Source organism: Variovorax paradoxus (genome assembly GCF_000834655.1).
Taxonomy (GTDB): domain Bacteria; phylum Pseudomonadota; class Gammaproteobacteria; order Burkholderiales; family Burkholderiaceae_C; genus Variovorax; species Variovorax paradoxus_F.
The window spans coordinates 22,670-44,271 of sequence record NZ_JXQQ01000014.1 but is presented as its reverse complement, the minus strand read 5'-3'; the positions used below and the strand labels follow the sequence as shown (position 1 = coordinate 44,271).

21 protein-coding genes are annotated in these 21,602 nt (G+C 66.6%); 9 read left to right on the top strand and 12 right to left on the bottom strand.

What is annotated here, in order from left to right; translation table 11 throughout:
- The first annotated feature begins 14 nt into the window (after positions 1 to 14).
- The 8 genes from RT97_RS07175 to RT97_RS07140 are packed head-to-tail and all read left to right on the top strand — an operon-like array spanning position 15 to position 6,482.
- A complete protein-coding gene (locus RT97_RS07175) occupies positions 15 to 383 on the top strand; it encodes a DUF4845 domain-containing protein (RefSeq protein WP_042578105.1) in 369 nt (122 codons plus the stop codon).
- A 17-nt stretch (positions 384 to 400) separates the two neighbouring features.
- Entirely contained in the window at positions 401 to 1,087 is a 687-nt protein-coding gene (rnc, locus tag RT97_RS07170; RefSeq protein WP_042578104.1) for a ribonuclease III, read from the top strand.
- A gap of 7 nt (positions 1,088 to 1,094) precedes the next feature.
- Positions 1,095 to 2,060, top strand: a complete 966-nt coding sequence (gene era, locus RT97_RS07165) for a GTPase Era (RefSeq protein ID WP_042578103.1) — start codon at positions 1,095 to 1,097, stop codon at positions 2,058 to 2,060.
- Between the two features lies 1 nt (position 2,061).
- Complete coding sequence (gene recO / locus RT97_RS07160; protein ID WP_042578102.1) at positions 2,062 to 2,835, top strand: DNA repair protein RecO; 774 nt, start codon at positions 2,062 to 2,064, stop codon at positions 2,833 to 2,835.
- Complete coding sequence (locus RT97_RS07155; protein ID WP_042578101.1) at positions 2,832 to 3,614, top strand: pyridoxine 5'-phosphate synthase; 783 nt, start codon at positions 2,832 to 2,834, stop codon at positions 3,612 to 3,614. The genes recO and RT97_RS07155 overlap by 4 nt, the downstream gene beginning before the upstream one ends.
- Entirely contained in the window at positions 3,611 to 4,021 is a 411-nt protein-coding gene (acpS, locus tag RT97_RS07150) for a holo-ACP synthase (RefSeq protein WP_042578100.1), read from the top strand. Before RT97_RS07155 ends, acpS begins: the two co-directional genes overlap by 4 nt.
- On the top strand, positions 4,018 to 5,109 hold the full coding sequence (gene nagZ / locus RT97_RS07145) for a beta-N-acetylhexosaminidase (protein ID WP_042578099.1): 1,092 nt from the start codon (positions 4,018 to 4,020) through the stop codon (positions 5,107 to 5,109). The genes acpS and nagZ overlap by 4 nt, the downstream gene beginning before the upstream one ends.
- 26 nt (positions 5,110 to 5,135) lie before the next feature.
- Positions 5,136 to 6,482 (top strand): galactosyl transferase GMA12/MNN10 family protein, encoded by a 1,347-nt coding sequence (locus RT97_RS07140; protein WP_042578098.1) that lies wholly within the window; start codon positions 5,136 to 5,138, stop codon positions 6,480 to 6,482.
- Between the two features lie 18 nt (positions 6,483 to 6,500).
- Here RT97_RS07140 and RT97_RS07135 read toward each other — a convergent pair whose 3' ends face one another.
- The 6 genes from RT97_RS07135 to RT97_RS07110 all read right to left on the bottom strand — a co-directional run bounded on the left by RT97_RS07135 (position 6,501) and on the right by RT97_RS07110 (position 13,584).
- Entirely contained in the window at positions 6,501 to 8,324 is a 1,824-nt protein-coding gene (locus RT97_RS07135) for a glycosyltransferase (protein WP_253278171.1), read from the bottom strand.
- A 71-nt stretch (positions 8,325 to 8,395) separates the two neighbouring features.
- The gene (locus RT97_RS07130; protein ID WP_042578096.1) at positions 8,396 to 8,923 is read right to left on the bottom strand and encodes a YgjP-like metallopeptidase domain-containing protein; all 528 of its coding nucleotides are present in this window, start codon (positions 8,921 to 8,923) and stop codon (positions 8,396 to 8,398) included.
- Positions 8,920 to 10,197: an Hsp70 family protein gene (locus RT97_RS07125; protein ID WP_437184094.1), complete on the bottom strand. Its 1,278-nt coding sequence runs from the start codon at positions 10,195 to 10,197 to the stop codon at positions 8,920 to 8,922. The genes RT97_RS07130 and RT97_RS07125 overlap by 4 nt, the downstream gene beginning before the upstream one ends.
- Complete coding sequence (lysS, locus tag RT97_RS07120) at positions 10,194 to 11,756, bottom strand: lysine--tRNA ligase (protein ID WP_042578094.1); 1,563 nt, start codon at positions 11,754 to 11,756, stop codon at positions 10,194 to 10,196. Before lysS ends, RT97_RS07125 begins: the two co-directional genes overlap by 4 nt.
- 188 nt (positions 11,757 to 11,944) lie before the next feature.
- Positions 11,945 to 12,802, bottom strand: coding sequence for a hypothetical protein (locus RT97_RS07115; protein WP_042578093.1), 858 nt, complete (start codon positions 12,800 to 12,802; stop codon positions 11,945 to 11,947).
- Positions 12,803 to 12,894: 92 nt separating this feature from the next.
- Positions 12,895 to 13,584: an LON peptidase substrate-binding domain-containing protein gene (locus RT97_RS07110; protein WP_042578092.1), complete on the bottom strand. Its 690-nt coding sequence runs from the start codon at positions 13,582 to 13,584 to the stop codon at positions 12,895 to 12,897.
- A 25-nt stretch (positions 13,585 to 13,609) separates the two neighbouring features.
- Between RT97_RS07110 and RT97_RS07105 the strand changes: the two genes are divergently transcribed.
- The gene (locus tag RT97_RS07105) at positions 13,610 to 14,170 is read left to right on the top strand and encodes a YggT family protein (RefSeq protein WP_042578091.1); all 561 of its coding nucleotides are present in this window, start codon (positions 13,610 to 13,612) and stop codon (positions 14,168 to 14,170) included.
- An 82-nt stretch (positions 14,171 to 14,252) separates the two neighbouring features.
- Here the strand turns inward: RT97_RS07105 and accD are convergent, their stop codons facing one another.
- From accD to RT97_RS07075, 6 genes are all read right to left on the bottom strand, one after another.
- A complete protein-coding gene (gene accD, locus RT97_RS07100; RefSeq protein WP_042578090.1) occupies positions 14,253 to 15,125 on the bottom strand; it encodes an acetyl-CoA carboxylase, carboxyltransferase subunit beta in 873 nt (290 codons plus the stop codon).
- 64 nt (positions 15,126 to 15,189) lie between these two features.
- The gene (gene trpA / locus RT97_RS07095; protein ID WP_042578089.1) at positions 15,190 to 16,035 is read right to left on the bottom strand and encodes a tryptophan synthase subunit alpha; all 846 of its coding nucleotides are present in this window, start codon (positions 16,033 to 16,035) and stop codon (positions 15,190 to 15,192) included.
- On the bottom strand, positions 16,035 to 17,312 hold the full coding sequence (trpB, locus tag RT97_RS07090) for a tryptophan synthase subunit beta (RefSeq protein ID WP_042578088.1): 1,278 nt from the start codon (positions 17,310 to 17,312) through the stop codon (positions 16,035 to 16,037). The genes trpA and trpB overlap by 1 nt, the downstream gene beginning before the upstream one ends.
- A 46-nt stretch (positions 17,313 to 17,358) precedes the next feature.
- On the bottom strand, positions 17,359 to 18,057 hold the full coding sequence (locus RT97_RS07085; RefSeq protein ID WP_042578087.1) for a phosphoribosylanthranilate isomerase: 699 nt from the start codon (positions 18,055 to 18,057) through the stop codon (positions 17,359 to 17,361).
- Complete coding sequence (truA, locus tag RT97_RS07080) at positions 18,054 to 18,875, bottom strand: tRNA pseudouridine(38-40) synthase TruA (RefSeq protein WP_042578086.1); 822 nt, start codon at positions 18,873 to 18,875, stop codon at positions 18,054 to 18,056. Before truA ends, RT97_RS07085 begins: the two co-directional genes overlap by 4 nt.
- 27 nt (positions 18,876 to 18,902) lie before the next feature.
- The gene (locus RT97_RS07075; RefSeq protein WP_437184093.1) at positions 18,903 to 21,596 is read right to left on the bottom strand and encodes a FimV/HubP family polar landmark protein; all 2,694 of its coding nucleotides are present in this window, start codon (positions 21,594 to 21,596) and stop codon (positions 18,903 to 18,905) included.
- Between the last annotated feature and the right edge of the window lie 6 nt (positions 21,597 to 21,602).

The window sequence follows — 21,602 nt, the reverse complement described above, 5'->3', positions numbered from 1 at the left end:
AGGGGTAAGAGGGCATGAGAGCAAACCGGTCCATCCGCAGCAGGGCCGCGCATCAGCGCGGCATCTCGTTCATCGGCCTGCTGTTCGTCGCGGTCGTGGTCGGGGGGCTTGGCGTGGTCATCGCGCAAGTCATTCCGACGCTGATCGAGTGGCAAGCCATTGACAAGGCCGCCAACAAGGCCAAGGAGGGCTCCACCGTGCCCGAAGTGCGCGCCATCTTCGATCGCGCCCAGGCCATCGACGACTTCAAGTCGGTCACAGGCAAGGACCTCGACATCAGGAAGGTCGGCGACAAGGTCGTGGTCTCGTATGCGTACGAGCGCGAGATCCCCCTGTTCGGCCCGGCTTACCTGACGCTCAAGTACAAAGGCGAGACCCGCTGAACGCGGCGCTGAAAAAGGTGGACGGCAGCCTCGTCGCGCTGCAGGCGCGCCTCAAGCACTCGTTCTCCGACGCGCGGCTGCTCCAGCTCGCGCTCACGCATCGCAGCTTCTCGGCCGACCACAACGAGCGCCTCGAGTTCCTCGGCGACTCGGTGCTCAACCTGGCGGTATCGCACCTGCTCTACACGCGTCTTTCGGCCCTGCCCGAAGGCGACCTGTCGCGCGTGCGGGCCAACCTGGTCAAGCAAGACACCCTGCATCGCCTGGCGCTCGAACTTCAACTCTCCCCATTGCTGCGGCTCGGGGAAGGCGAGGCCCGTTCGGGCGGCCCCAGCCGGCCTTCGATCCTGGCCGATGCGCTGGAGGCGCTGATCGGCGCGGTCTACCTCGACGCCGGGTTCGCCGCTGCCGAGGCGCTGGTGCGCCGACTCTACGAATCGGTCGAGATCAACCCGCGCATGGAAGCGGCGGCCAAGGATCCGAAAACCGAATTGCAGGAATGGCTGCAGGGCCACAAAATGAGGCTGCCGCTGTACCGCGTGGCGGCGACGCTGGGTGCAGCGCACAAACAGACTTTCGATGTCGAGTGCGAGGTGCCCGAGTTGGGCCTTCGCGAACGCGGCATCGGCGGTTCGCGCCGCGCCGGCGAGCAGGCTGCCGCGGCCGCCATGCTGATCCGGCTCAAGGCACGCGGTGCTGCGTGAAATCACAATGAACGACGCTATCCATCCAGAAGCCGAACCCGAAGACGCCGCAGGCGAAGCGGGCGCCGGCGGACCGCAACACTGCGGTCTCATCGCCATCGTCGGCAAGCCCAATGTGGGCAAGTCGACGCTCCTCAATGCGCTGGTCGGCCAGAAGATCAGCATCACCTCGCGCAAGGCGCAGACCACGCGGCACCGCATCACCGGCATGCGCACGCTGGGCGCGACGCAGTTCGTGTTCGTCGACACGCCGGGTTTCCAGACCCTGCACGCCAACGCGCTGAACAAGTCGCTCAACAAGACCGTGCAGGGCGCGGTCGGCGACGTGGACCTGATCCTCTTCGTGGTCGAGGCCGGCAGCTTCACGCCGGCCGACGAGCGGGTGCTCAAGCTGCTGGGCAAAGGCATTCCGACCGTGCTGCTGGCTAACAAGCTGGACAACGTGCATCGCCGCGGCGACATCGCCCCCTGGCTGCAGACCATGCAGGCGAAGCACGCCTTCGCCGAGTTCGTGCCGATGTCGGCGAAGAATTCGAAGGACGTCGAGCGCCTGTTCGGCATCTGCGAGAAGTATTTGCCCGAGCAGCCCTGGTTCTACGCCGAGGACGAGCTCACCGACCGCAGCGAGAAATTCCTGGCTGGCGAACTGGTGCGCGAAAAGCTTTTCCGCCTCACCGGCGACGAACTGCCCTACACCTCGACCGTCATCATCGACAAGTTCGAGGAAGAGCCGCCCCAGAAGAAGGGCCAGAAGCGCCTCTTGCGCATCGCCGCCACCATCGTGGTCGAGCGCGACGGCCACAAGGCGATGGTGATCGGCGACAAGGGCGAGCGCATCAAGCGCATCGGCATGGAAACGCGCGTCGAGCTCGAGAAGCTGGCCGACGCCAAGGTCTTCCTCGAACTGTGGGTCAAGGTGCGTTCCGGCTGGGCCGACGACGAAGCCCGGGTCCGGTCGTTCGGCTACGAATGAAGTGGCCGCCGCCCACCGCGTTTCGCACGAACCGGCGTACGTGCTCCATCGCTACGACTGGAGCGAGTCGAGCCTGATCCTGGAGGTCTTCACCCGCCACCACGGGCGCATTGCGCTGGTGGCCAAGGGGGCGAAGCGGCCGAGTTCCAATTTCAGGCCGGTGCTGCTGCCGCTGCAGCCGCTGCAGCTCAACTACGGCGGCGACGCCGAGATCCGCACGCTCAAGGGCGCCGAGTGGATGGGCGGCCACGTCATGCCGACCGGCGAGGCGCTGCTATCGGGCTATTACGTCAACGAACTGTTGCTGCGCCTGCTGGCGCGCGACGATGCGCACGAAGCGCTGTTCGACGCCTATGCCGGCGTGGTGCAGGTGCTCGCGGGCGATCACGCCAGCGCCCAGGCAGCAACCCAGGCTGCTGCGCTGCGCGCGTTCGAGTTGATCCTGCTGCGCGAGGTCGGCCTGCTGCCCTCGCTCGACGCGCAGACGCTGACCCTGGAGCCGCTCGACGCCGACCTGCGCTATAGCCTCGTGCCCGAAGCTGGCCTGCGTTCGGCGGCGAACGGGGAGGCTGCGTTGGCCGGTGCCGACTGGCAGGCCCTGCAAGCCGTGCTCGACGACCGCGCGCCCTTCACCGCGACCCTGCGCGAGATCGCCACCATGAACGCCGGCAGCAACAGCGCCCTCAGAAACCAGCTGCGCGCCTTGCTCAACTACCATTGCGGCGTGTCCACGCTGCGCACGCGGCAAATGATGAGAGATCTGCAAGCACTATGAGCACTCCAGGCAACGCCGGCACCTCCACCTCCCTGTCGGTCAACCTCAACAAGGTGGCGCTGGTCCGCAACACGCGCCACCTAGGCATCCCGAGCGTGCTGACTGCCGCCAATGCATGCCTGGCCGCTGGCGCCCAGGGCATCACAGTCCACCCCCGGCCCGACGCGCGCCACATCCGTGCACACGATGTGAGCGACCTGTCGGCACTGCTGGCCAAGGACTGGCCGGGCATCGAATTCAACATCGAGGGCAATCCCTTCCACAACCTGATGGACTTCGTGCGCGAGCTGCGGCCGCACCAGGCCACATTCGTGCCCGACAGCGAATCGCAGTCGACCAGCGACCACGGTTGGAGCTTTCCTGACGACGCGGAGCGCCTGCGTCCGCTGATCGCCGAAGCCAAGGCCCTGGGCGTGCGCGTCAGCCTGTTCATGGACCCGATCCCCGAGATGATGGACGCGGTCAAGGCGGTGGGCGCGGACCGCGTCGAGCTCTACACCGAAGGCTATGCCGCTTCGCGCGGCACCGCCGACGAAAAGGCCGTGCTGCAGCGCTATGTCGAGTCGGCACGGGCCGCCCAGGCTGCGGGCCTCGGCGTCAACGCCGGCCACGACCTGAGCCGAGACAACCTGACCGCGTTCCTGAGCGCCGTGCGCGGCGTCCACGAAGTCTCGATCGGCCACGCCTTCGTGGCCGATGCGCTCGAACTCGGCTACACCGCCACGACGCGGGAATACCTGCGCTGCATCACCGAGGCGCAACAGGCCCGGCCTGCATGATCTACGGCATCGGCACCGACATCTGCGACCTGCGTCGCATCGCCGCGACCTTCGAGCGCCAGGGCGAGCGCTTCGCGCGCAAGGTGCTGAGCGATGCCGAATTCGCGGTCTGGCAGGCCCGCAGCGCGCGCTGGCCCAAGCGGGGCTTGAGCTACCTGGCCACCCGCTTTTCCGCCAAGGAGGCCTTCAGCAAGGCCGTCGGCCTGGGCATGCGGATGCCGATGACCTGGCGTTCGTGCGAGATCGCCAACCTGCGCAGCGGCAAGCCCGTCATCGTGCTGCACGGCGAGCTCAAGGACTGGTTCGAGGCCAAGGGCCTCATCGCCCACGTCACGGTGACCGACGAAACCGAATATGCCGCGAGCTTCGTCGTGGTGGAACACAAAGACAGCAAGAACGACGCATGACCGCGACGACAGGCAGCCCCATCCACGCACCGCTCATCATCGATGTGGCGGGCACCGAACTCAACGACGCCGACCGCCGGCGCCTGGCCAACCCCCTGGTGGGCGGCGTGATCCATTTCACCCGCAACTGGCAAAACCGCGCGCAGATGACCGCGCTCAATGCCGAGATCAAGGCGATCCGCCCGGACCTGCTGATCTGCATCGACCATGAAGGCGGGCGCGTGCAGCGCTTTCGCACGGATGGATTCACGCGGCTGCCGTCGATGCGTTCGCTGGGCGAGTTGTGGATGCGGGACGCCATGCGCGCCACGCAGGTCGCGACGGCCGCGGGGCAGGTGCTCGCCGGTGAGTTGCGCGCCTGCGGTCTCGATTTCAGCTTTGCGCCCGTGCTCGACCTGGACTACGGCGGCAGCAGCGTGATCGGCGATCGGAGCTTTCATCGCGACCCGCGCGTGGTGGCGCTGCTGGCCAAGAGCGTGATGCACGGCATGCTGCAGATGGGGATGCGCAACTGCGGGAAGCATTTTCCGGGGCATGGTTTCGTGAAGGCGGATTCGCATGTCGAGATCCCGGTCGACAAGCGCGGCCTGAAGGTGATCCTGGCCGACGATGCCAAGCCTTACGACTGGCTCGCCGGCACGCTGGCCGCCGTGATGCCCGCGCACGTCATCTATCCCAAGGTCGATGCGCGGCCCGCAGGCTTTTCGCCAACGTGGCTGCAGGACGTTTTGCGGACGCAGCTCGCATTCGATGGCGCGATCTTCAGCGACGACCTGAGCATGGAAGCGGGGCGGTACATCGATGGTGAGCTGCTGAGCTTTGCCGATGCGGCCTTGGCGGCGCTGGAGGCAGGATGCGACCTGGCGATGGTCTGCAACCAGAGCGTGGGCGACGGCGTGCTGCTGGACGAGTTGCTCGACAGTTTCGGCGCCGCTGCGAATGCAGGGCGGTGGCAAGGCCGGCCGGCCAGCGAGGTGCGCCGCGAGTCGCTGTTGCCCCAGGCGCCCGCCTTGAATTGGGCCGCGCTGACGACCTCGGCGGCATACTGCGGCGCCAGGCGTCTGATCCCTTCCTCCGACTCCCAGTAAAGCGCGCTGTCGCGAGGAGATAGACCATGCCCTTGTGCCTCAGCTTCTTCCAGCGCAAGGACGATGCAGTGCTGCGCAACCATGCGCACTACTGCCGCTCGTTCGGGTATGACCATCAGTGGACCGACACCGATCACATCCTCCACCCTGCATTGCGCGCCGGAGCCAAATACAGCGAGATCCTTCGGCGCCTGCGTGCACTGGCCGAGGGCGACTGGCTGCTGTTTCTCGACGGCGATTCGGTGGTTTTTCACCCCGTTGCCATCGAGACCCTGATGGAGGGCCGCGATCTTCTGGTGCTGGAGAGCCCGGCCGTGGGAGACCATTCGGGCCTGGCGATGGTCAACATGATGGTGCTGCGCAACACGCCGGCCAACCGGGCCATGCTGCATCAGCTGATCGAGGATTGCAGCAGGGTGATCGCGCTGGTAGCCGATCGGGTCGACGAGGCGGCCCGGCTGCGGCCGGCTGGCATGTTGGCGTGCAACGCCACGATCGGAGACATCTATGTGAATGTTTCCTGGCGCATCAGCCAGTGGTTCCATGCCCGCATCTTCGTGGTGAACCTGGGACCGTTGCCCATCGCGTCGCCGGGCGGATTGCGCGAAGACATGCTGCACGATCTCAACCTGCAGCGACTGCTGGTAGACCAGGTCAATGACGCACTGATGCACGGGCGTCCCGTGCTGCAGCCTGCCGCCTATCCGGAGCTTTCCTGCGAGCCGCTCACCACCTACAACCCAGGCGGGCGCATCGCGTTCCTTACCCTGTACACCCACCACATCAACAGCTACGCACGCGTCTCCGAGCACAACGCGAAGCGCTATTGCGATCGGCACGGATACACCTATCACGTGTACCGGTCCGTTCCAGAAGAGATCGGGCCGGGCATCAACGGCTCGTGGGTGCGGACATGGTTGCTGCAAAAGCACCTCGCGCAGCACGAATGGATCATCTGGATCGATGCGGACACCCTGTTCTTCAACCAGACCCGGCGCATCGATGAGTTGCTGCAGGGCCGCGATCTCCTGCTGGGCAAGGACGTCGGGGCCTGGTCGTTCAACTCGGGTGTGATGGGGTTCCGGAATACCGCCCGCAACGCTGAACTGCTGGCGCGCATCTGGGCGCGGATCGGCAGCGTCGACGACAAGTCGACCGTATACGCGAGCCAAGGCGACCAGTACTACACGAACGAGGTGTTGTTCGCCGAGGGGCTGGTCGGCGTGGAGAGCGTGCTCGACAACCTGAGCATCAACACCCCGCCGCACCTGGCGACGGACGAAACGCTGCTCGTGCATTTCATCAATCTCGGCGAGCCCTATCGCTCCGCGTACATGGCCGCGCGTGACGCGGCCTCCCAGCGCATCCGCTGACGGTAGCCCTTGCCGGGGTCAGGGCCTGAAGACCCTGGCGGGCAACTGATTCGCCGCAGGTGCCAGGAAGGCTGCGACCTCGTCGCGCGCGAACTGGCGTTCCAGCCAGGCCTTGTCCGCCAGGCCCGCATTGAAGAACACGCGAAGCAGCCGCAACGCCTCGTGCCGCAACGCGCGCGTCAGCGTCTCGTGCGCCACCTGTTGCTGCTCCGGCGCGCTGGAGGGCCTGATGCAGGCGTTCGCCAACGTGCCGAGCAAGTGCTCGGCGAACGCGAGCGTAGGCGGCCACAGGTGCGCGTAGAGCCTGGCGATCTCGGTCACGTCCTCGCCGCTGCTTTTGGGCAACAGGTGTGCCAACACCAAGGCGCGGGCGCGCATGGCAAGCGTTGCCGCCCGAACGGGGTCGGAAGCTGCAGGCGACGCTCCGGGGGTGTGAAGCACCTCTGGGACGACCGCGAAGCGCCCACCGGCCGCGGTGCTCTTGCAAAGCATGTGCAAGTCGTCGTGGACGGTGAACTCCGGGTCGTGCCGCACGCCGCTGCGCTCGAGGAAGCTTCGCCGCACCATGCATGCCGACAGCAGCAGGGGGCGAGGTCCCAGGAATTCAGCGACGATGTCCTGGTGCCTCTCCGCAAAATGCAGGGGCCCCTCGTCCGTCTCGCACCAGCATCCCGCGATTTCGATCTCGGGACAAGTTTCCAGCAGCGCCGCTTGGCGCTGCAGGCGTTCGGGGACCGCAACATCCCCGGCATCCAGGAACACGACGTAGTCGCCCGTGGATTGCGCCAGCGCCATGTTGCGGGCGGTGGCCCGGTCGAGTGCCAAGGGCAGCTGGATCAGGCGAAGATCGGGAAGAGCGGCTTTTTCAAGGACGGCTTCGAGTTCCTTCGAGTCGGCAACTGCGACCAGCACCACTTCGAGCTGGATGTCGCGCTGCGATGCCAGGCTCTGCAGGCTGCGCGAGATGGCCTCCGGCGATGCGCCGAGGGCAAGGCAGACGCTCACGCGCGGCAACGCGGTGGCCACGAACCGGTCGGCTTGCTGGGCGCGCCAGTCGAGAAATCGCTCGATCGCGGGCCCGACGAGCGGCGGTGTCCATGGGCGGGTGAATCTCTCGAGTCCCTCCCGCTCCAGCACGGCGCGACGCGGGGCGTCCGCGAGCAGCTCTTCCACGGCTTCGACCAGCCGCTCGTAGGGCGCGCCGACGACGGCATCGCGCATCCATGGCTCGATTTCGCTGTCGGGGTAGAGCTCGCAGACCACCGCCTTGCGGTGCCGCATCAGGATGGAGAGCCGCGGGACTTCGACGATGCGCGAGTCTTCCCAGTTATGAAAATTGAGGACGACCTTGGCGCGGCGCACGTAGTCGTTGCGTTCTTCCAGCGTCCAATGGCGGCCGCGGTTGAGCTCGACGCGCAGGCCGCGCGCAATCAGCTTTTCTAGAAGGACGATCCTGCGCTGCGTGAGCGAGCCGAAGAACACGACGTCGATGTCCTGCCGTGCGTCCGGCAGGATGTCCGCGAGCGGCACGACCTCTGCAGCTGCGGGCTCCCAGCCAAGGGCGACATAGTCTGCGTTGCTGTAGCCCAGTTCGAGATTCCGCTGGAAGTTCGACTTGCTGTATTCCCAGACGTAGCTGCGTTTCAGGACTTCGAGGTATTTCTCGGACCACGCGTGCGTTCCGGGCACCATCGGCTCGAAGTTGACGATGATGCAATCCGGGTGGTATGGCTGGATTTCGCTCCACGGCATATCCCAGAAAAAGAACAGGATGTTGATGACACCCGGTTCGATGTGGCAGTGGGTGTAGGTGGTCGGATAGCCGAGCCTCTCGATCGCCAACCTGAAGGTTTCGACGATGTCGCCACAAACTTCTTCCTGCGACAGCGAGGTGAGGTGAAGTCTGGGCCGGGTCATGGGGGTGTGAGGGAGGCCTCGTGCGACCAGAGGCGCTTGCCGCCCAGGTCCAGATGCGTCAGGTACAGCCGAAGATCGAACTCGAATCGATGATAGTCCGGCTCCATGTACGTGCATAGCGCGTAGAAGGCCTTGTCATGCGCCTTTTCCTTCATGTGCGCCAACTCGTGCACGACGATCATGCGCAGCAAGTCTAGAGGCACTTCCTTAAACAGGCTGGCCACACGTATCTCCCGCTTGGCCTTCAACTTGCCACCCTGCACGCGCGAGACCGTCGTGTGCGTCCCCAGCGCATTGCGGATCACGTGCAGCTTGTTGTCGAACATCACCTTGGCCAGCGGCTCGGCCTTGCGCATGAAGTCGTTCTTCAGTCCGCTCACGTAGTCGTAGAGCGCCCGGTCGGACTGGATGTCGTGCGTTCCGCTGGGGTAGCGCTGGTTGAGCAGTGCCGCGAGCTTGTCTTGCGCGATCAACTGGCTGACCTGTTCCTGCAGGCCCGCCGGATAGCCCGCAAGGTATTTCATGGCCGGCGCCGTTGCGGCGTTGCACAGGCCAGCCCGGCTGCCACGCCGCCGAACAGGTCGCCCTCGACGAGGTTCACGCCCGCGAAGCTCTTCCGCAATGCGTGCTGGAACGGACGCAGGGCCGACGAGCCGCCGGTGAGGTAGATCGCATCGAGGTTGCTGCTGCGCAGGCCCGCGCGCTTGACGCAGGCATGCGCGCTCGCGATCACGTTCTCCAGCTGGCCCGAGAGCTGTTGCGCCATGTCGGCGGGCGAGAGCGTGGCCATGAGCCCCGGCTCGGCGCACGACAGATCGATCGAGGTGAGCGCATCGGTCACCGAGGCATCGATCTTTGCCTGCTCGACGGCGGCGGCGATCCGGTGGCCGTGGCGCTCTTCCAGCACCGTCATCAACCGGTCGTGCAGCTGCGTGTCGGCGTAGCTCGTGCGCAGTTCCTTCGCCTGGCGAACCGCCTTGGCGGCATAAAGCCAGTTGATCAAGTGCCACGACGACAGCTCGAAGAACACCTTGCTCGGCACTTCGCGGCCCTGCGGCCCGTGGTGGCGAAAGCCGAACTGCGGCATCACGCGGTCCAGGTTCAGGCGCTGGTCGAAATCGGTGCCGCCGATGTGCACGCCGCTGGTGGCCAGCACGTCGTCGCTGCGGTCGGTGCGCGTGGCCCGGTCGGGGCCCACGCGCACGACGGTGAAGTCCGAGGTGCCGCCGCCGATGTCGACGATCAGCACCACCGACTCCTTGGTGATGCGCTGCTCGTAGTCGAAGGCGGCCGCGATCGGCTCGAGCTGGAAGGCCACGTCGCGGAAACCCGCGGCGCGGGCCGCATGGCGCAGGCTTTCTTCGGCGCGTTCGTCGCGCTTGGAATCGTCGTCCACGAAATGAACGGGCCGCCCGATCACGACCTGCTCGGGGATCCGGCCGAGCTCGCGCCCGGCGCGCACCGCCAGCTCGCGCAGGAAGCGCGCGATGATGTCCTCGAAGCTCACGAGCCCGTCGTAGACGGCCGTCTTCTCCTGCATCAACGCACTGCCGAGCAGGCTCTTGAGCGATCGCATCAGGCGCCCCTCGACGCCCGAGAGGTACAGGGCCACGGCCTCGCGACCGAAGTGCGTGGTGCGGTCTTCGGCGTTGAAGAAGATCGCGGTCGGCAGCGTGGTGGCCGTGCCCTCGATGGGCAACAGGCGGGCGACGCCGTCGACACGGCAGGCCACTGCGGAATTGGAGGTGCCGAAGTCGATGCCGATCGTCGGCAGCGACGACGGGGAGGGCACGCTCAAGACTCCCTGCGCAGCGCCGGGAACAGGATCACGTCGCGGATGCTCGGCGAATCCGTCAGCAGCATCATCAGCCGGTCGATGCCGATGCCGCAGCCGCCGGTGGGCGGCATGCCGTATTCGAGCGCGCGCACGAAGTCGTGGTCGTAGTACATGGCTTCGTCGTCGCCGCTGTCCTTGGCGGCCACCTGCGCGTTGAAGCGCGCGGCCTGGTCTTCGGCGTCGTTCAGCTCGCTGAAGCCGTTGCCGAACTCGCGGCCGGTGATGTAGAGCTCGAAGCGCTCGGTGACCTCGGGGCGCTCGTCGTTGGCACGCGCCAGCGGCGAGATTTCGGTCGGGTGCTCCATGATGAAGGTCGGCTGCCAGAGCTTCTCTTCGACGGTCTCTTCGAAATACATCACCTGCAGGCTCGCGAGGCTGCGCTGCGAGAGCTTGTCTTTTTCTTCGCTCAGGCCGAGCTTGCGCAGGGCGTTGATGAGCCAGGCGGTGTCGTCCACGCCATCGCCTGCGTCGGTGTGCTTCAGGATCGCTTCGCGGATCGTCAGGCGCTCGAAGGGCTGGGTCAGGTCAACCGGCTTGCCTTGGTAGGTGAGCTGCTGCGTGCCCACGGCCTTGTCGGCGATGGTGCGGATCAGCGTCTCGGTGAAGTCCATCAGGTCGCGGTAGTTCCAGTAGGCCGCGTAGAACTCCATCATCGTGAACTCGGGGTTGTGCCGCACCGAGATGCCCTCGTTGCGGTAGCTCCGGTTGATCTCGAACACGCGCTCGAAACCGCCGACGATCAGGCGCTTGAGGTACAGCTCGGGCGCGATGCGCAGGAACATCTCCTGGTCGAGCGCGTTGTGGTGCGTCTTGAAGGGCTTGGCGTTCGCGCCGCCCGGAATGGGGTGCAGCATGGGCGTCTCGACTTCGAGGAAGTCGTTGGCCACCATGAATTCGCGCAGGGCGCTCACGGCGTTGCTGCGTGCGGTGAAGCGGGTGCGTGCGGCTTCGTCGGTGATCAGGTCGACATAGCGCTGGCGGTACTTCTGCTCCTGGTCGGCCATGCCGTAGAAGTCGCCGGGCAGCGGCCGCAGGCTCTTGGTGAGGAGGCGCAGCTTGGTCACCTTGACCGAGAGTTCGCCGGTCTTGGTCTTCATCAGCGTGCCTTCGGCACCCAGGATGTCGCCGAGGTCCCAGCGCTTGAACTCTGCGTACGCTTCTTCGCCGACGGCGTCGCGCGTCACGTAGAGCTGGATGCGGCCGGTGGCGTCCTGAAGCGTCGCGAAGCTCGCCTTGCCCATCACGCGCTTGAGCATCATCCGGCCGGCCACGCTGACAGGAACGGCTTGCGCCTCGAGCGCTTCGGCTTCGACCGCGTCGTGCGCCGCAACGAGCGCCGCGGCGCGATGGCCCGGCTTGAAGTCGTTGGGGAATGCAACGCCCTTGCCCTCGACCTGCGCGGCGCGCAGCAGCTTGAGCTTTTCGCGGCGTTCGGCGATGAGCTTGTTGTCATCGACGGCGGGGGCTGCGACGGGGGCTGCAGCGGGCGTGGGGATGGGAGGGGTCAGGTGATCGGACATGGGAGCGGGTGGGGACGCGCAGGATAGAGAAGGAAAGCGTGCGCAACCGGGCATTTTAGACCATCGAGTGCGAGTGAAACCGAGCCCCACTGCCCGTCGATTCTGCGCGATGCGCTATGAAAAAAAGAGCAACAGTTCGTTTGCCGGTCGCGTCGCCCGGGGCATCTGCAGCTTTGGCCTGGCGCGCCTTATCCGGGATGGCCGAACGTGCGGTACTCGCCGTTTTCGCTCAACGTGCACATGTAGCCGATGTTCTGCGGCGGCAACTCCCAGTCGCTGCCGTCCGCGTTGGCCCCCGAAACGGGCCAACCCAGTTCCTTGAGCAGCAGGTAGCTGGTGAGGCGCTCCGCAAAGAACGAAAGCGCACGCCGCTGGTACCCATGGTGCGGTTCGACCGGGAGGTGCCGGGCCAGGAATTCGTCCAGGATCGGACGCAGCCGCTCCAGGATGCCGATGTAGAGGATGCAAGGAAAGACGCCGAACTCGATCCCGCCTGGAACGAAGAGCCGCGTGCCGAAGAAGGTCGTGATTTCGGACGCGTGCAACACCTGCCTGTCGATGGCGATGCGTGTCAGCAGGAGAAAGTCCGCGATGTGGTGGTGGGCAGCGTACTGGGCGAGCATCCCTTCGCCCATGATGAAGGGGTGGGGCAGCAACAGGTCCGTCGCGTAGCCTGCGAGAACTTCAGCCACCTGCTCCTTGCCGAAGGGCATGCCCAGCATGCGCATGAACGGGTAGTTGGTCGCGGGCGTGCCGATGGCGGTCGAGGAAATGAGCTTGCGGTACTGGAAAACGCAGACCGAGCGCCCTTCCGTCGGGCGACCCTGGAGCAATTCGCTGATATAGAGCGAACCTGCAGTTCCGGTGAGATAGGGATAGAAGTTGTCGCCGTTCAGGCTGCCCGCACCGATGGTGCGTTGCGAGTCGCGGATGTTCAAGCGGCCATCGGCCTGGTATTTGCCCGTGGCAACGACTTCAACGTGGTCCGGCAGTTCGAACCAAGGTGGTTCGTGTGCGATGCAAAAGAAATAGTCGGGCCCTGGCATGGCGGATGTTCGTGATCACGATTCGTAGGGCGGCGCATGAGGCGCCGGAATCTTGAGCTTAACTTGGCGCTGCGCACTGCCGGCTCCGCAGGTCAGCCGGAAATCCCCGTGCGCGCCAGCAGATCGCTCACAAGCTCGAGCCGCATCAACGGGCTGTCGAGCTCCATCAGCCGTTGCCGCAGTTCGAGCTGCATCGGCACCAGCTCGCACCAGCGGTTGGCCACCCAGCCGCAATCGTTGAAGCGGTAGGGCTCTCCGATGGGCAACCGCACGGTCTGCGCGCCTTGCCCACCCTGTGCGCTTTGCGCGCGGCGGCGTTCTTCGAGCGTGTCGACCAGGCGCCGCAGCGCGGTGGCCGTGTGCTGAAGGTCCTCGGGGATTTCGAGCGCGACGTCTTCGATCACCGCCGCCACCTCGGCGACCCACAGGCCGTGCTTCTGCAGTTCGGTGTGGCGAACGCGAAAGCGCTGCGTGCCGACGCACTCGATCTGGAGCAGGCCGCTCTGCGGCGATTCAAACTCGCGGATGACAGCCAGGGTGCCGATGGCGGCGAAGCTTTCCGTATCGGCGCCGGCCTTGCGCACCTCGCTGCCGCTGGTGAGGCTGACCACGCCGAACGGCGCATCGGCCTTGCGGCACTTGCCGATCATGTCGAGATAACGTACTTCGAAAATACGCAACGGAAGCAGGCCGTCCGGGAACAGGACCGTGCCGAGCGGGAACAATGGCAGTGAATGCAGAAGGGGCTGTGTCGTCATCGAAAAACCTTGCATGGCTATCATCGCATTCCGCTCACGACCGCGCCCCATGCTCTACCAGATTCCTTCGTTTCTTCTTGACGTGATCGTCGGCCTGCTCGGCGGCGCCTGCCTGCTGCGCCTCTACATGCAGTACCACCGGGTGCCGTTCGGCAATCCGCTCGGGCGATTCGTGTTCGCGATCACCGACTGGATCGTGCTGCCGCTGCGGCGCATCGTGCCCTCGGTCAAGCGCTGGGACCTGGCGAGCCTGATCGCCGCCTGGCTGCTGGTGCTGCTGAAGTTCCTGCTGCTGTGGCTCCTGATCGGCAACCTGGGGCGCATCGCCACCTTGCCGCTGGTGTCGCTGGTGGGGTTGCTGCAGCTCGCGATTTCAGGGCTGACTGCATTGCTGGTGGTCTATGCCGTGCTGTCGTGGGTGCCAGGGGCATCGCCGATGCTGCTCGACCTCATCTCCCGCCTGGCCGAACCGCTGGTGCGGCCATTCCGCCGCTTCATTCCGCTGATCGGCGGTGTGGACCTGTCGCCCCTGGCCGCCATCGTGGTGCTGCAGGTGATTGCGATCGTGCTGAGCAATCTGCTGGTGTTTGCCTACCAACTGACTTTCTAGCGTCGCCGCCGACAAACAAAAAGGGCCCGGGTGCATCGCACCCGGGCCCTTTTGTTTTGGCTCGCGGCGTTTCGTCGCTCGCTCAGCTCACCGCATCGGCCGGCTGGCGCAGCAGCATCGCGAGCGTGCTCGCAATCGTCTTCCGCAACTCGCGGCGATCGCTGATGAAGTCGATCGCGCCCTTGGTCTGCAGGAACTCCGCACGCTGGAAGCCTTCGGGCAGCGTCACTCGCACGGTCGACTCGATCACGCGCGGGCCGGCAAAGCCGATCAGCGCCTTGGGTTCGGCGATGACCACGTCGCCCACGAAGGCGAAGCCGGCGCTCACCCCACCCATGGTCGGGTCGGTCAGCACGCTGATGTAGGGCAGGCCCTTCTTCGCCAGGCGCGTGAGAGCGGCGTTGGTCTTGGCCATCTGCATGAGGGAGAGGAGGCCCTCCTGCATGCGTGCGCCGCCGGTGGCGGTGAAGCAGATGAAGGGCACCTTCTGCTCGATCGCGGTCTCCACGCCGCGCACGAAGCGCTCGCCGACCACGCTGCCCATGCTGCCGCCCATGAACTCGAATTCGAAGCAGGCCACGACCACGTTGATGCTGTGGACCGAGCCGCCGATGACGACCAGGGCGTCGGTTTCGCCGGTGTTTTCCAGCGCTTCCTTCAGCCGCTCGGGGTACTTGCGGCTGTCCTTGAACTTCAGGGCGTCGACCGGGAGCACTTCCTGGCCGACTTCGTAGCGGCCTTCGGCGTCGAGAAAGGCATCCAGGCGCGCACGGGCGCCGATGCGGTGGTGGTGGCTGCAGCTCGGGCAGACGTTCTGGTTGTGCTCCAGGTCGGTCTTGTAGAGCACCGTCTCGCAGGCCGGGCATTTGATCCACAGGCCCTCAGGCACCTGGCGGCGCTCGGAAGGGTCGGTTTGTGCGATCTTGGCGGGTAGCAGTTTTTCAAGCCAGCTCATAGGGACTCCGGAATTAGCTCCCCTCTCCTTTGGGGGAGAGGGGCTGGGGTGAGGGCAACCGAGATTATCGGCCAGCCGCATTCTTGGGGGTAGCCGCCGGCAGGGCGTCCAGCGCCTCGCGGATGCCGGCGAGGAATTCGCGCACCGCGGGCACCACCTTCTCGCGCGGCTGCCCGTCGATCAGCTGGATGATCTTGGTGCCGATCACGACGGCGTCCGCCGCCGAACCGACCGCCTGCGCGGTGCGGGCGTCGCGGATGCCGAAGCCCACGCCGACCGGGATGCTCACGTGCTGGCGGATGCGCGGAATCATCTGGCCGACCGCCTCGGTGTCCAGGTGGCCCGCGCCGGTCACCCCCTTGAGCGACACGTAGTAGACGTAGCCGCTCGCGATGCGCGCGACCTGCGCCATGCGCTCGTCGGTGCTCGTGGGTGCCAGCAGGAAGATCAGGTCGATGTTCGCCGCCTTCAGATCGGCGGCGAAGGCCTCGCATTCCTCGGGCGGGTAATCGACCACCAGCAATCCGTCGACGCCGGCGGCCGATGCGTCGCGGATGAAGGCTTGCTTGCCGTGTACGAGGTCATAGCGCTCGACCGGGTTCGCATAGCCCATCAGCACCACCGGCGTGGTCGCGTCCTTTTCGCGGAAGGCGGCCACGATGGCGAGCACCTGCTTCATGCCCACGCCCAGCGCCAGCGCGGCTTCGCCGGCCTTCTGGATCACGGGGCCGTCGGCCATCGGGTCGGAGAAGGGCACGCCCAGCTCGATCACGTCGGCGCCTGCCTCGACCATGCCGTGCATCAGCTCGGGCGTGATGTCGGCGAAGGGGAAGCCAGCGGTGACGTAGGGAATCAACGCCTTGCGGCCTTGTGCCTGGAGTGTCTTGAAGGTGGCGGCAATGCGGCTCATCACTTGCCTCCCTTCACGCTCAGACCGCGCATTGACGGGCGGTCGTAGAAGTCGACGCCCGACAGGTCGGCCACCGTGCCGATGTCCTTGTCGCCGCGGCCCGAAAGGTTCACCAGGATCGACTGGTCGGGTCGCATGGTTTTCGCAAGCTTCAGCGCGTAGGCCACGGCGTGGCTGGATTCGAGCGCGGGAATGATGCCCTCCGTTCGGCACAGGTAATGGAAGGCCTCGAGCGCCTCGACGTCGGTGATGCCGACGTATTCGGCGCGTCCGATGTCGGCCAGGTGCGCATGCTCGGGGCCGACGCCGGGGTAGTCGAGGCCGGCGCTGATGCTGTGCGTCTCGGTGATCTGGCCGTCTTCGTTCTGCAGCAGGTAGGTGCGGTTGCCGTGCAGCACGCCCGGGCTGCCGCGCAGGATGGAGGCCGCGTGCTTGCCGCTGTCCAGGCCTTCGCCTGCTGCCTCCACGCCGATGAGGCGGGTGCCGGCGAACGGAATGTAGGGGTGGAAGATGCCGATGGCATTGCTGCCGCCACCCACGCATGCGACCACCACGTCGGGCTGCCTGCCCTCGGCCTCGCCCGTGATGCCGTCTGCCGCGAGCATGGCGGGCATCTGGTCGATGCACTCGGTGCCGATCACGCTCTGGAAGTCGCGCACCATCGTTGGATAGGGGTGCGGGCCGGCCACGGTGCCGATGATGTAGAAGGTGTTTTCCACGTTGGTGACCCAGTCGCGCATGGCCTCGTTGAGCGCGTCCTTCAGCGTCTTGCTGCCCGATTCGACCGGGACCACGGTCGCGCCGAGCAGGTTCATGCGGTAGACGTTGGGACTCTGGCGCTTCACGTCCTGGCTGCCCATGTAGACCACGCATTCGAGGCCGTAGCGCGCGCAGATCGTGGCGGTGGCCACGCCGTGCTGCCCGGCGCCGGTCTCGGCGATGACGCGGGGCTTGCCCATGCGGCGCGCGAGCATCGCCTGGCCGATCACGTTGTTGATCTTGTGGGCGCCCGTGTGGTTGAGGTCTTCGCGCTTGAGGTAGATCTGCGCGCCGCCCATCTCGCGGCTGGTGCGCGCTGCGTGGTAGATCGGCGAAGGCCGGCCCACGAAGTGCTTCAGCTCGTAGTGGAATTCGGCGAGGAACGCCGAATCGTCCTTGAACTTCGCATACGCGTCGCGCAGCTCGTTGATCGCGTGGGTGAGCGTTTCGCTCGCGAAGGTGCCGCCGTAGTTGCCGAAGTGGCCGGTGGCATCGGGTTGCTGATAGTTGCTTTGCATGATTTCCGATCGATGGGCCGCAGCCCGAATCGGTCGGCTGCGGCGGCTAACTGGAGAAGGACGCGTCGGCAGCTCTGACTGCTGCGACGAATTGCCGGATTTTTTCGGCGTCCTTGAGGCCCTTGTTCCCGGGACCGTCGATTTCGACGCCCGAGCTCACATCAACGGACAGCGTCTTGCAGCGCGTCCGCAGGATGCGAATGCCATCGCTCACGTTTGCAGGTGTGAGCCCACCACTCAAGACGAGGTGAGCGTCGACGGCGGGTGGAAGAAGTGACCAATCGAAAGCCTTGCCGCCACCGCCATAACCTTCGACATGGGCGTCGAGCAGGATGGCCTGGGCGTGGGAGTAATCGGACGCGTATTTTACGAGGTCGAAGCCGGCGCCGGCAGCCCCCAGTGGAATCCGGGCGGCGCGCATGTAGCGAAAGCGCCCCGGGCCGCTGGCTTCCTCGCACTGATCGGGCGTTTCCTCGCCGTGGAACTGGGCGATGGCCCCCTTCACGCGGGCAAGCGATGCTATGACTTTGGAAGCATCCTCGTTCACGAAGAGCAGGACCGGCGTGATGAACGGCGGCAGCCGCGAGGCCAGTTCGGCGGCGCGCTCGGCCGTGACGGCACGAGGGCTTTTGGCGTAGAGCACGAAACCGACCGCATCGGCGCCGGCCTCGACCGCGGCATCCACGTCGGCCTCACGCGTGAGGCCACAGATCTTGATGCGGGTGCGGGGAGGCGGTGACGTCATGGCGGGCCATCATAAGGAGCGCCACCGGCCTGCAGCGTCGCCTCGGCCGGCAGACCCCACCTGGCGTCGTACAACGGGCCGAGGAAGTACAGGCCGTCCGCAGAGAAGGTGGGCGCGGCCACTTTGCGGCTGCGGGCCTCCAGCACCTCGGCAATCCATTCGGGCTGCTCGTCGCCGCGGCCGATACGCACCAGGCAGCCCATCAGGTTGCGGATCATGTGGTGCAGGAAGGCGTCGGCCTCGAACTCGAAATGCCAGCGGCAGCGCTCGCCTTCGCCGACCCGCGTGATCTCGATGCGGCGCAGATTCTTCACCGGCGACTTGGCCTGGCAGGCCGAGGCGCGGAACGAGCTGAAGTCGTGCGTGCCGACCAGAAGGGCGGCGGCCTTGCGCATCGCGTCGCCATCGAGCGGATGCATCGACCAGCCGACCCGGCCCGAATCCAGGCTCGGGCGTACCGGCGATTGCGAGAGCACGTAGAGGTAGCGGCGGGCGAGGGCACTGGCGCGGCAATGGAATTCGTCGGGCACCGGCTGGGCCCACTGCACTGCGATGTCGTCGGGCAGGAAACGGTTGGTACCGCGCATCCAGGAGAAGGGTTCGCGTTCGACCTCGGTGTCGAAATGCACCACCTGCATCAGCGCGTGCACGCCGGCATCGGTGCGGCCGGCGCAGAGCGTACCGATGCGCCCGGACGGGTCAGCGGCGAACTTCGCGAGGGCCGCCTCGAGCCTGTCCTGAACCGTGCGGCCCGAGCGCTGGCTCTGCCAGCCCTCGTACGCCTGGCCGTTGTAGCGAATGCCGAGCGCCAGCCTCACGAATTCAGGAACGGAAACAGCAAGGGCTCAGCGCAGTTCCGCGAGCAGTTGCTTGGCTTGCGTCTTGAGATCGCCAGCGCTTTCGGCTTCGACTTCCTCGACCAGCGAGCGGGCGCCTTCGACGTCGCCGATGGCCTGCAGTTCGCGAGCGAGCGAGAGCTTGACGGCGTGGGGGCTGTCGTCGCCTTCGTCGTCGAGCGCGCTGGAGGCACGTGCCGGTTCGGCGCCGCCGTTGGAGCGGGCCGGCAGGCCTGCCAGTGCGCTCATGTCGAACTCGATGAAGCCCGAGTCGGCAGGCAGCGCGTTGCGCAGCATGGCCGGACGCGTGTTGTGCTCCGCATCGCTCAGGCTCGAGGGCACGGTGTTGGGCGTCAGCGCGCCGGGGGCCGTGTCGAAATCGTTCTCGAGATCGACCGGCGTTGCCACGTGGCCGTTGGACAGCGGCGCAGCGGGGCGTGCCGTCGTCGGCGCAGGTGCATAGGCCGACTTGGGCAGGCTGGCGCCGACCGGTGCGTGGCTCGGTGCCGGTGCGAGCGGCACCGGCTGGCTCAGGTCCAGGTCGAAGTCCAGCGGTGCCACCGAGGGCACGAAGGCCGGCGGTGCCGAGGCGATCGGCGGCGGTGCGACGGGCGTCGGCACGGCGGCGACCGGCGGCTTGGCGGCGGATGCCAGCGCGCCAGCGAAGGCGGCCGTTTCGGCCTGGCTCGCGCTGCGGGGAGCGCCCGATTCGTACAGCGGATTGCCCGGATCGAGGTCCTTGCCCATGTCGACCACGCGGTTCCAGTCGGAGCCCGCGCCGCCGGTCAGCTTGTGCACTTCGGTGGCGAGGCCTTCATAGGCCCGCACGTCGCGGCGCTTGGCGTGGATCTCGAGCAGCTTCAGGTGGATGGCCGTGCGGTCCGGGTTGAGGCGGAGCGCTTCGCGCAGGATTTCCTCGGCCTGCAGGTCACGGCCGTAAGCCAGGTAGACGTCGGCTTCGGCGACGGGGTCGACGTCGCCCGCGTCGAGCTGGCTCGGCGAGTACGACAGCGACGACACGGTGGAGTCGCCGCGGTGCTTGGTGTCGACCGATTCGCCGCCGCTGGCGCCGAAAAACGAGTCTTTCGGAATGCGGCTCTCGAGGAACACGCTCTCGCTCATTTCCTCGCGCCGGCGACCCAGCACGCGGTACAGCAGGAAGCCGACCAGCAGCGCGATCAGCGCGGCGCCGGCGAGCATCAGCGGGTTGTCGAGCAGTTCGTCGAAGAAGCTGCGTTCCGGCGGGGGCGGCGGAGCGGCCTTGACCACGGGTTTCGGCGCGGGAGCCGGTGCAGGCGCTGCGACCGCGGCGCTGGCTGCTGCTGCGGGAACGGCGGCAGCCTCGGTTGCGGATGGCGTGACAGCGGGTTCGGCGGCAGCGGGCGCAGCTGTTGCTTCTGGCGTCGGCGCGGCTGGTGCGGCGGCTGCCACCGCGGGAGCGGGAGCGGGCGCAGGCGCCGGAACCGGCGCTGCTGCCACTGGCGCCGGAGCAGCGGCGGGCGGCGACGTCGTCGCGCTGGTGGAAGGCGTGGGAACGGGAATGCCCGGTGCTGCAGGCGCAGGTGCTGCGGCGGCTGCGGGTGCCGACGATCCGGCGCCGGCCTTGAGCTTGTTCAGCTCGTTGATGTTCTTGGACAGCTCCGCCACGCGGTTGCTGTTTTCCTGCGCCTGGCGGGTCTGCGCGACCTTTTCGTCGGCGGCGCGGGTGGAGGCGCTGCCTTGCGAGATCGTGAGCTTGTCGGGTGCGCTGGCGGCTGCGTTGCGGTCTTCGACGTTGGCTTGCAGCTTGCCCGAGGCCTTGCGGCTGGCGGCGGCGACGTTCGACGTCGGCGCGTTCTCGGCCAGGCGCTGGCGGTAGCTGCCGAAGTCGCGGCTTTGCGCGGTGACGGTGCGGCGTGCCTCCGCGGCTGGCACGGCATTCGCCTCGGTCGAGCCCGGCAGATCGAGCACCGCGCCGGCCTTCATGCGGTTGATGTTGCCGCCAACGAAGGCATCGGGGTTGGCGAGCAACAGGGCGACCAGCATCTGGTCGAGGGACACGTCGGCCGGCTTGTGGGCGCCGGCTATCTTGCTGGCGGTATCGCCGCGCTGCACGGTGACCTGTTCGCCGCCACCGCTGGCGCGGGGGGCGGCGGATGCGGTTGCTGCAGGCGCAGCGGGCGCTGCTGCAGGGGTTGCCGGTGTCGGCGCAGTGGCGACCGGCGGCGCTGCAGAAGCTGCGGCTGCAGCGCGTTCACGGCGCGCGCGGGCTGCCGCGACGGCCGGGCGCTCGACCGGAGTGCTGATCTGGGGTGCCACGGGGGCGATCGGCGTGCTGGAGGCCGCCTGGGCCTGGCGCGTGACCGGCGGATCGAGCAGCACGGTGTAGTCGCGCACGATGCGGCCCGAGGAGCCGTTGGCTTCGAGCAACAGGTCGATGAACGGGTCGCTCAGCGGGCGGCTGCCGCTCAGGCGCACCACGTACTGGCCGCCTGCACGTCGTTGCAGCGTCGCCTTCACGTCGCTGAGCGCCGAGTTGTAGGGAACGCCCGCGTTCTTGAAGGCCTCGGCGGTGGCGATGTTGATCTTCAGACCGTCCGCCTCAGCAGCGGCGATTTCGGTCACGTCGATCTCGGCGCGAAGCGGTTCGCCCAGCGCGGATTGCACCTTCAACTGTCCCAGCGTGAAAGCGCTGGCGTCGGTGCCGGCCATCCCCAGGGCCACGGCGGC

What these genes read in the sequence shown, in the direction of transcription:
- trpA (WP_042578089.1), bottom strand. Translation starts at nt 16,035, where the DNA reads ATGAGCCGCATTGCCGCCACCTTCAAGACACTCCAGGCACAAGGCCGC.
- RT97_RS07105 (WP_042578091.1), top strand. Translation starts at nt 13,610, where the DNA reads ATGCTCTACCAGATTCCTTCGTTTCTTCTTGACGTGATCGTCGGCCTG.
- RT97_RS07130 (WP_042578096.1), bottom strand. Translation starts at nt 8,923, where the DNA reads ATGAAATACCTTGCGGGCTATCCGGCGGGCCTGCAGGAACAGGTCAGC.
- RT97_RS07110 (WP_042578092.1), bottom strand. Translation starts at nt 13,584, where the DNA reads ATGATAGCCATGCAAGGTTTTTCGATGACGACACAGCCCCTTCTGCAT.
- RT97_RS07155 (WP_042578101.1), top strand. Translation starts at nt 2,832, where the DNA reads ATGAGCACTCCAGGCAACGCCGGCACCTCCACCTCCCTGTCGGTCAAC.
- RT97_RS07085 (WP_042578087.1), bottom strand. Translation starts at nt 18,057, where the DNA reads ATGACGTCACCGCCTCCCCGCACCCGCATCAAGATCTGTGGCCTCACG.
- era (WP_042578103.1), top strand. Translation starts at nt 1,095, where the DNA reads ATGAACGACGCTATCCATCCAGAAGCCGAACCCGAAGACGCCGCAGGC.
- lysS (WP_042578094.1), bottom strand. Translation starts at nt 11,756, where the DNA reads ATGTCCGATCACCTGACCCCTCCCATCCCCACGCCCGCTGCAGCCCCC.
- acpS (WP_042578100.1), top strand. Translation starts at nt 3,611, where the DNA reads ATGATCTACGGCATCGGCACCGACATCTGCGACCTGCGTCGCATCGCC.
- RT97_RS07115 (WP_042578093.1), bottom strand. Translation starts at nt 12,802, where the DNA reads ATGCCAGGGCCCGACTATTTCTTTTGCATCGCACACGAACCACCTTGG.
- accD (WP_042578090.1), bottom strand. Translation starts at nt 15,125, where the DNA reads ATGAGCTGGCTTGAAAAACTGCTACCCGCCAAGATCGCACAAACCGAC.
- nagZ (WP_042578099.1), top strand. Translation starts at nt 4,018, where the DNA reads ATGACCGCGACGACAGGCAGCCCCATCCACGCACCGCTCATCATCGAT.
- trpB (WP_042578088.1), bottom strand. Translation starts at nt 17,312, where the DNA reads ATGCAAAGCAACTATCAGCAACCCGATGCCACCGGCCACTTCGGCAAC.
- RT97_RS07175 (WP_042578105.1), top strand. Translation starts at nt 15, where the DNA reads ATGAGAGCAAACCGGTCCATCCGCAGCAGGGCCGCGCATCAGCGCGGC.
- RT97_RS07140 (WP_042578098.1), top strand. Translation starts at nt 5,136, where the DNA reads ATGCCCTTGTGCCTCAGCTTCTTCCAGCGCAAGGACGATGCAGTGCTG.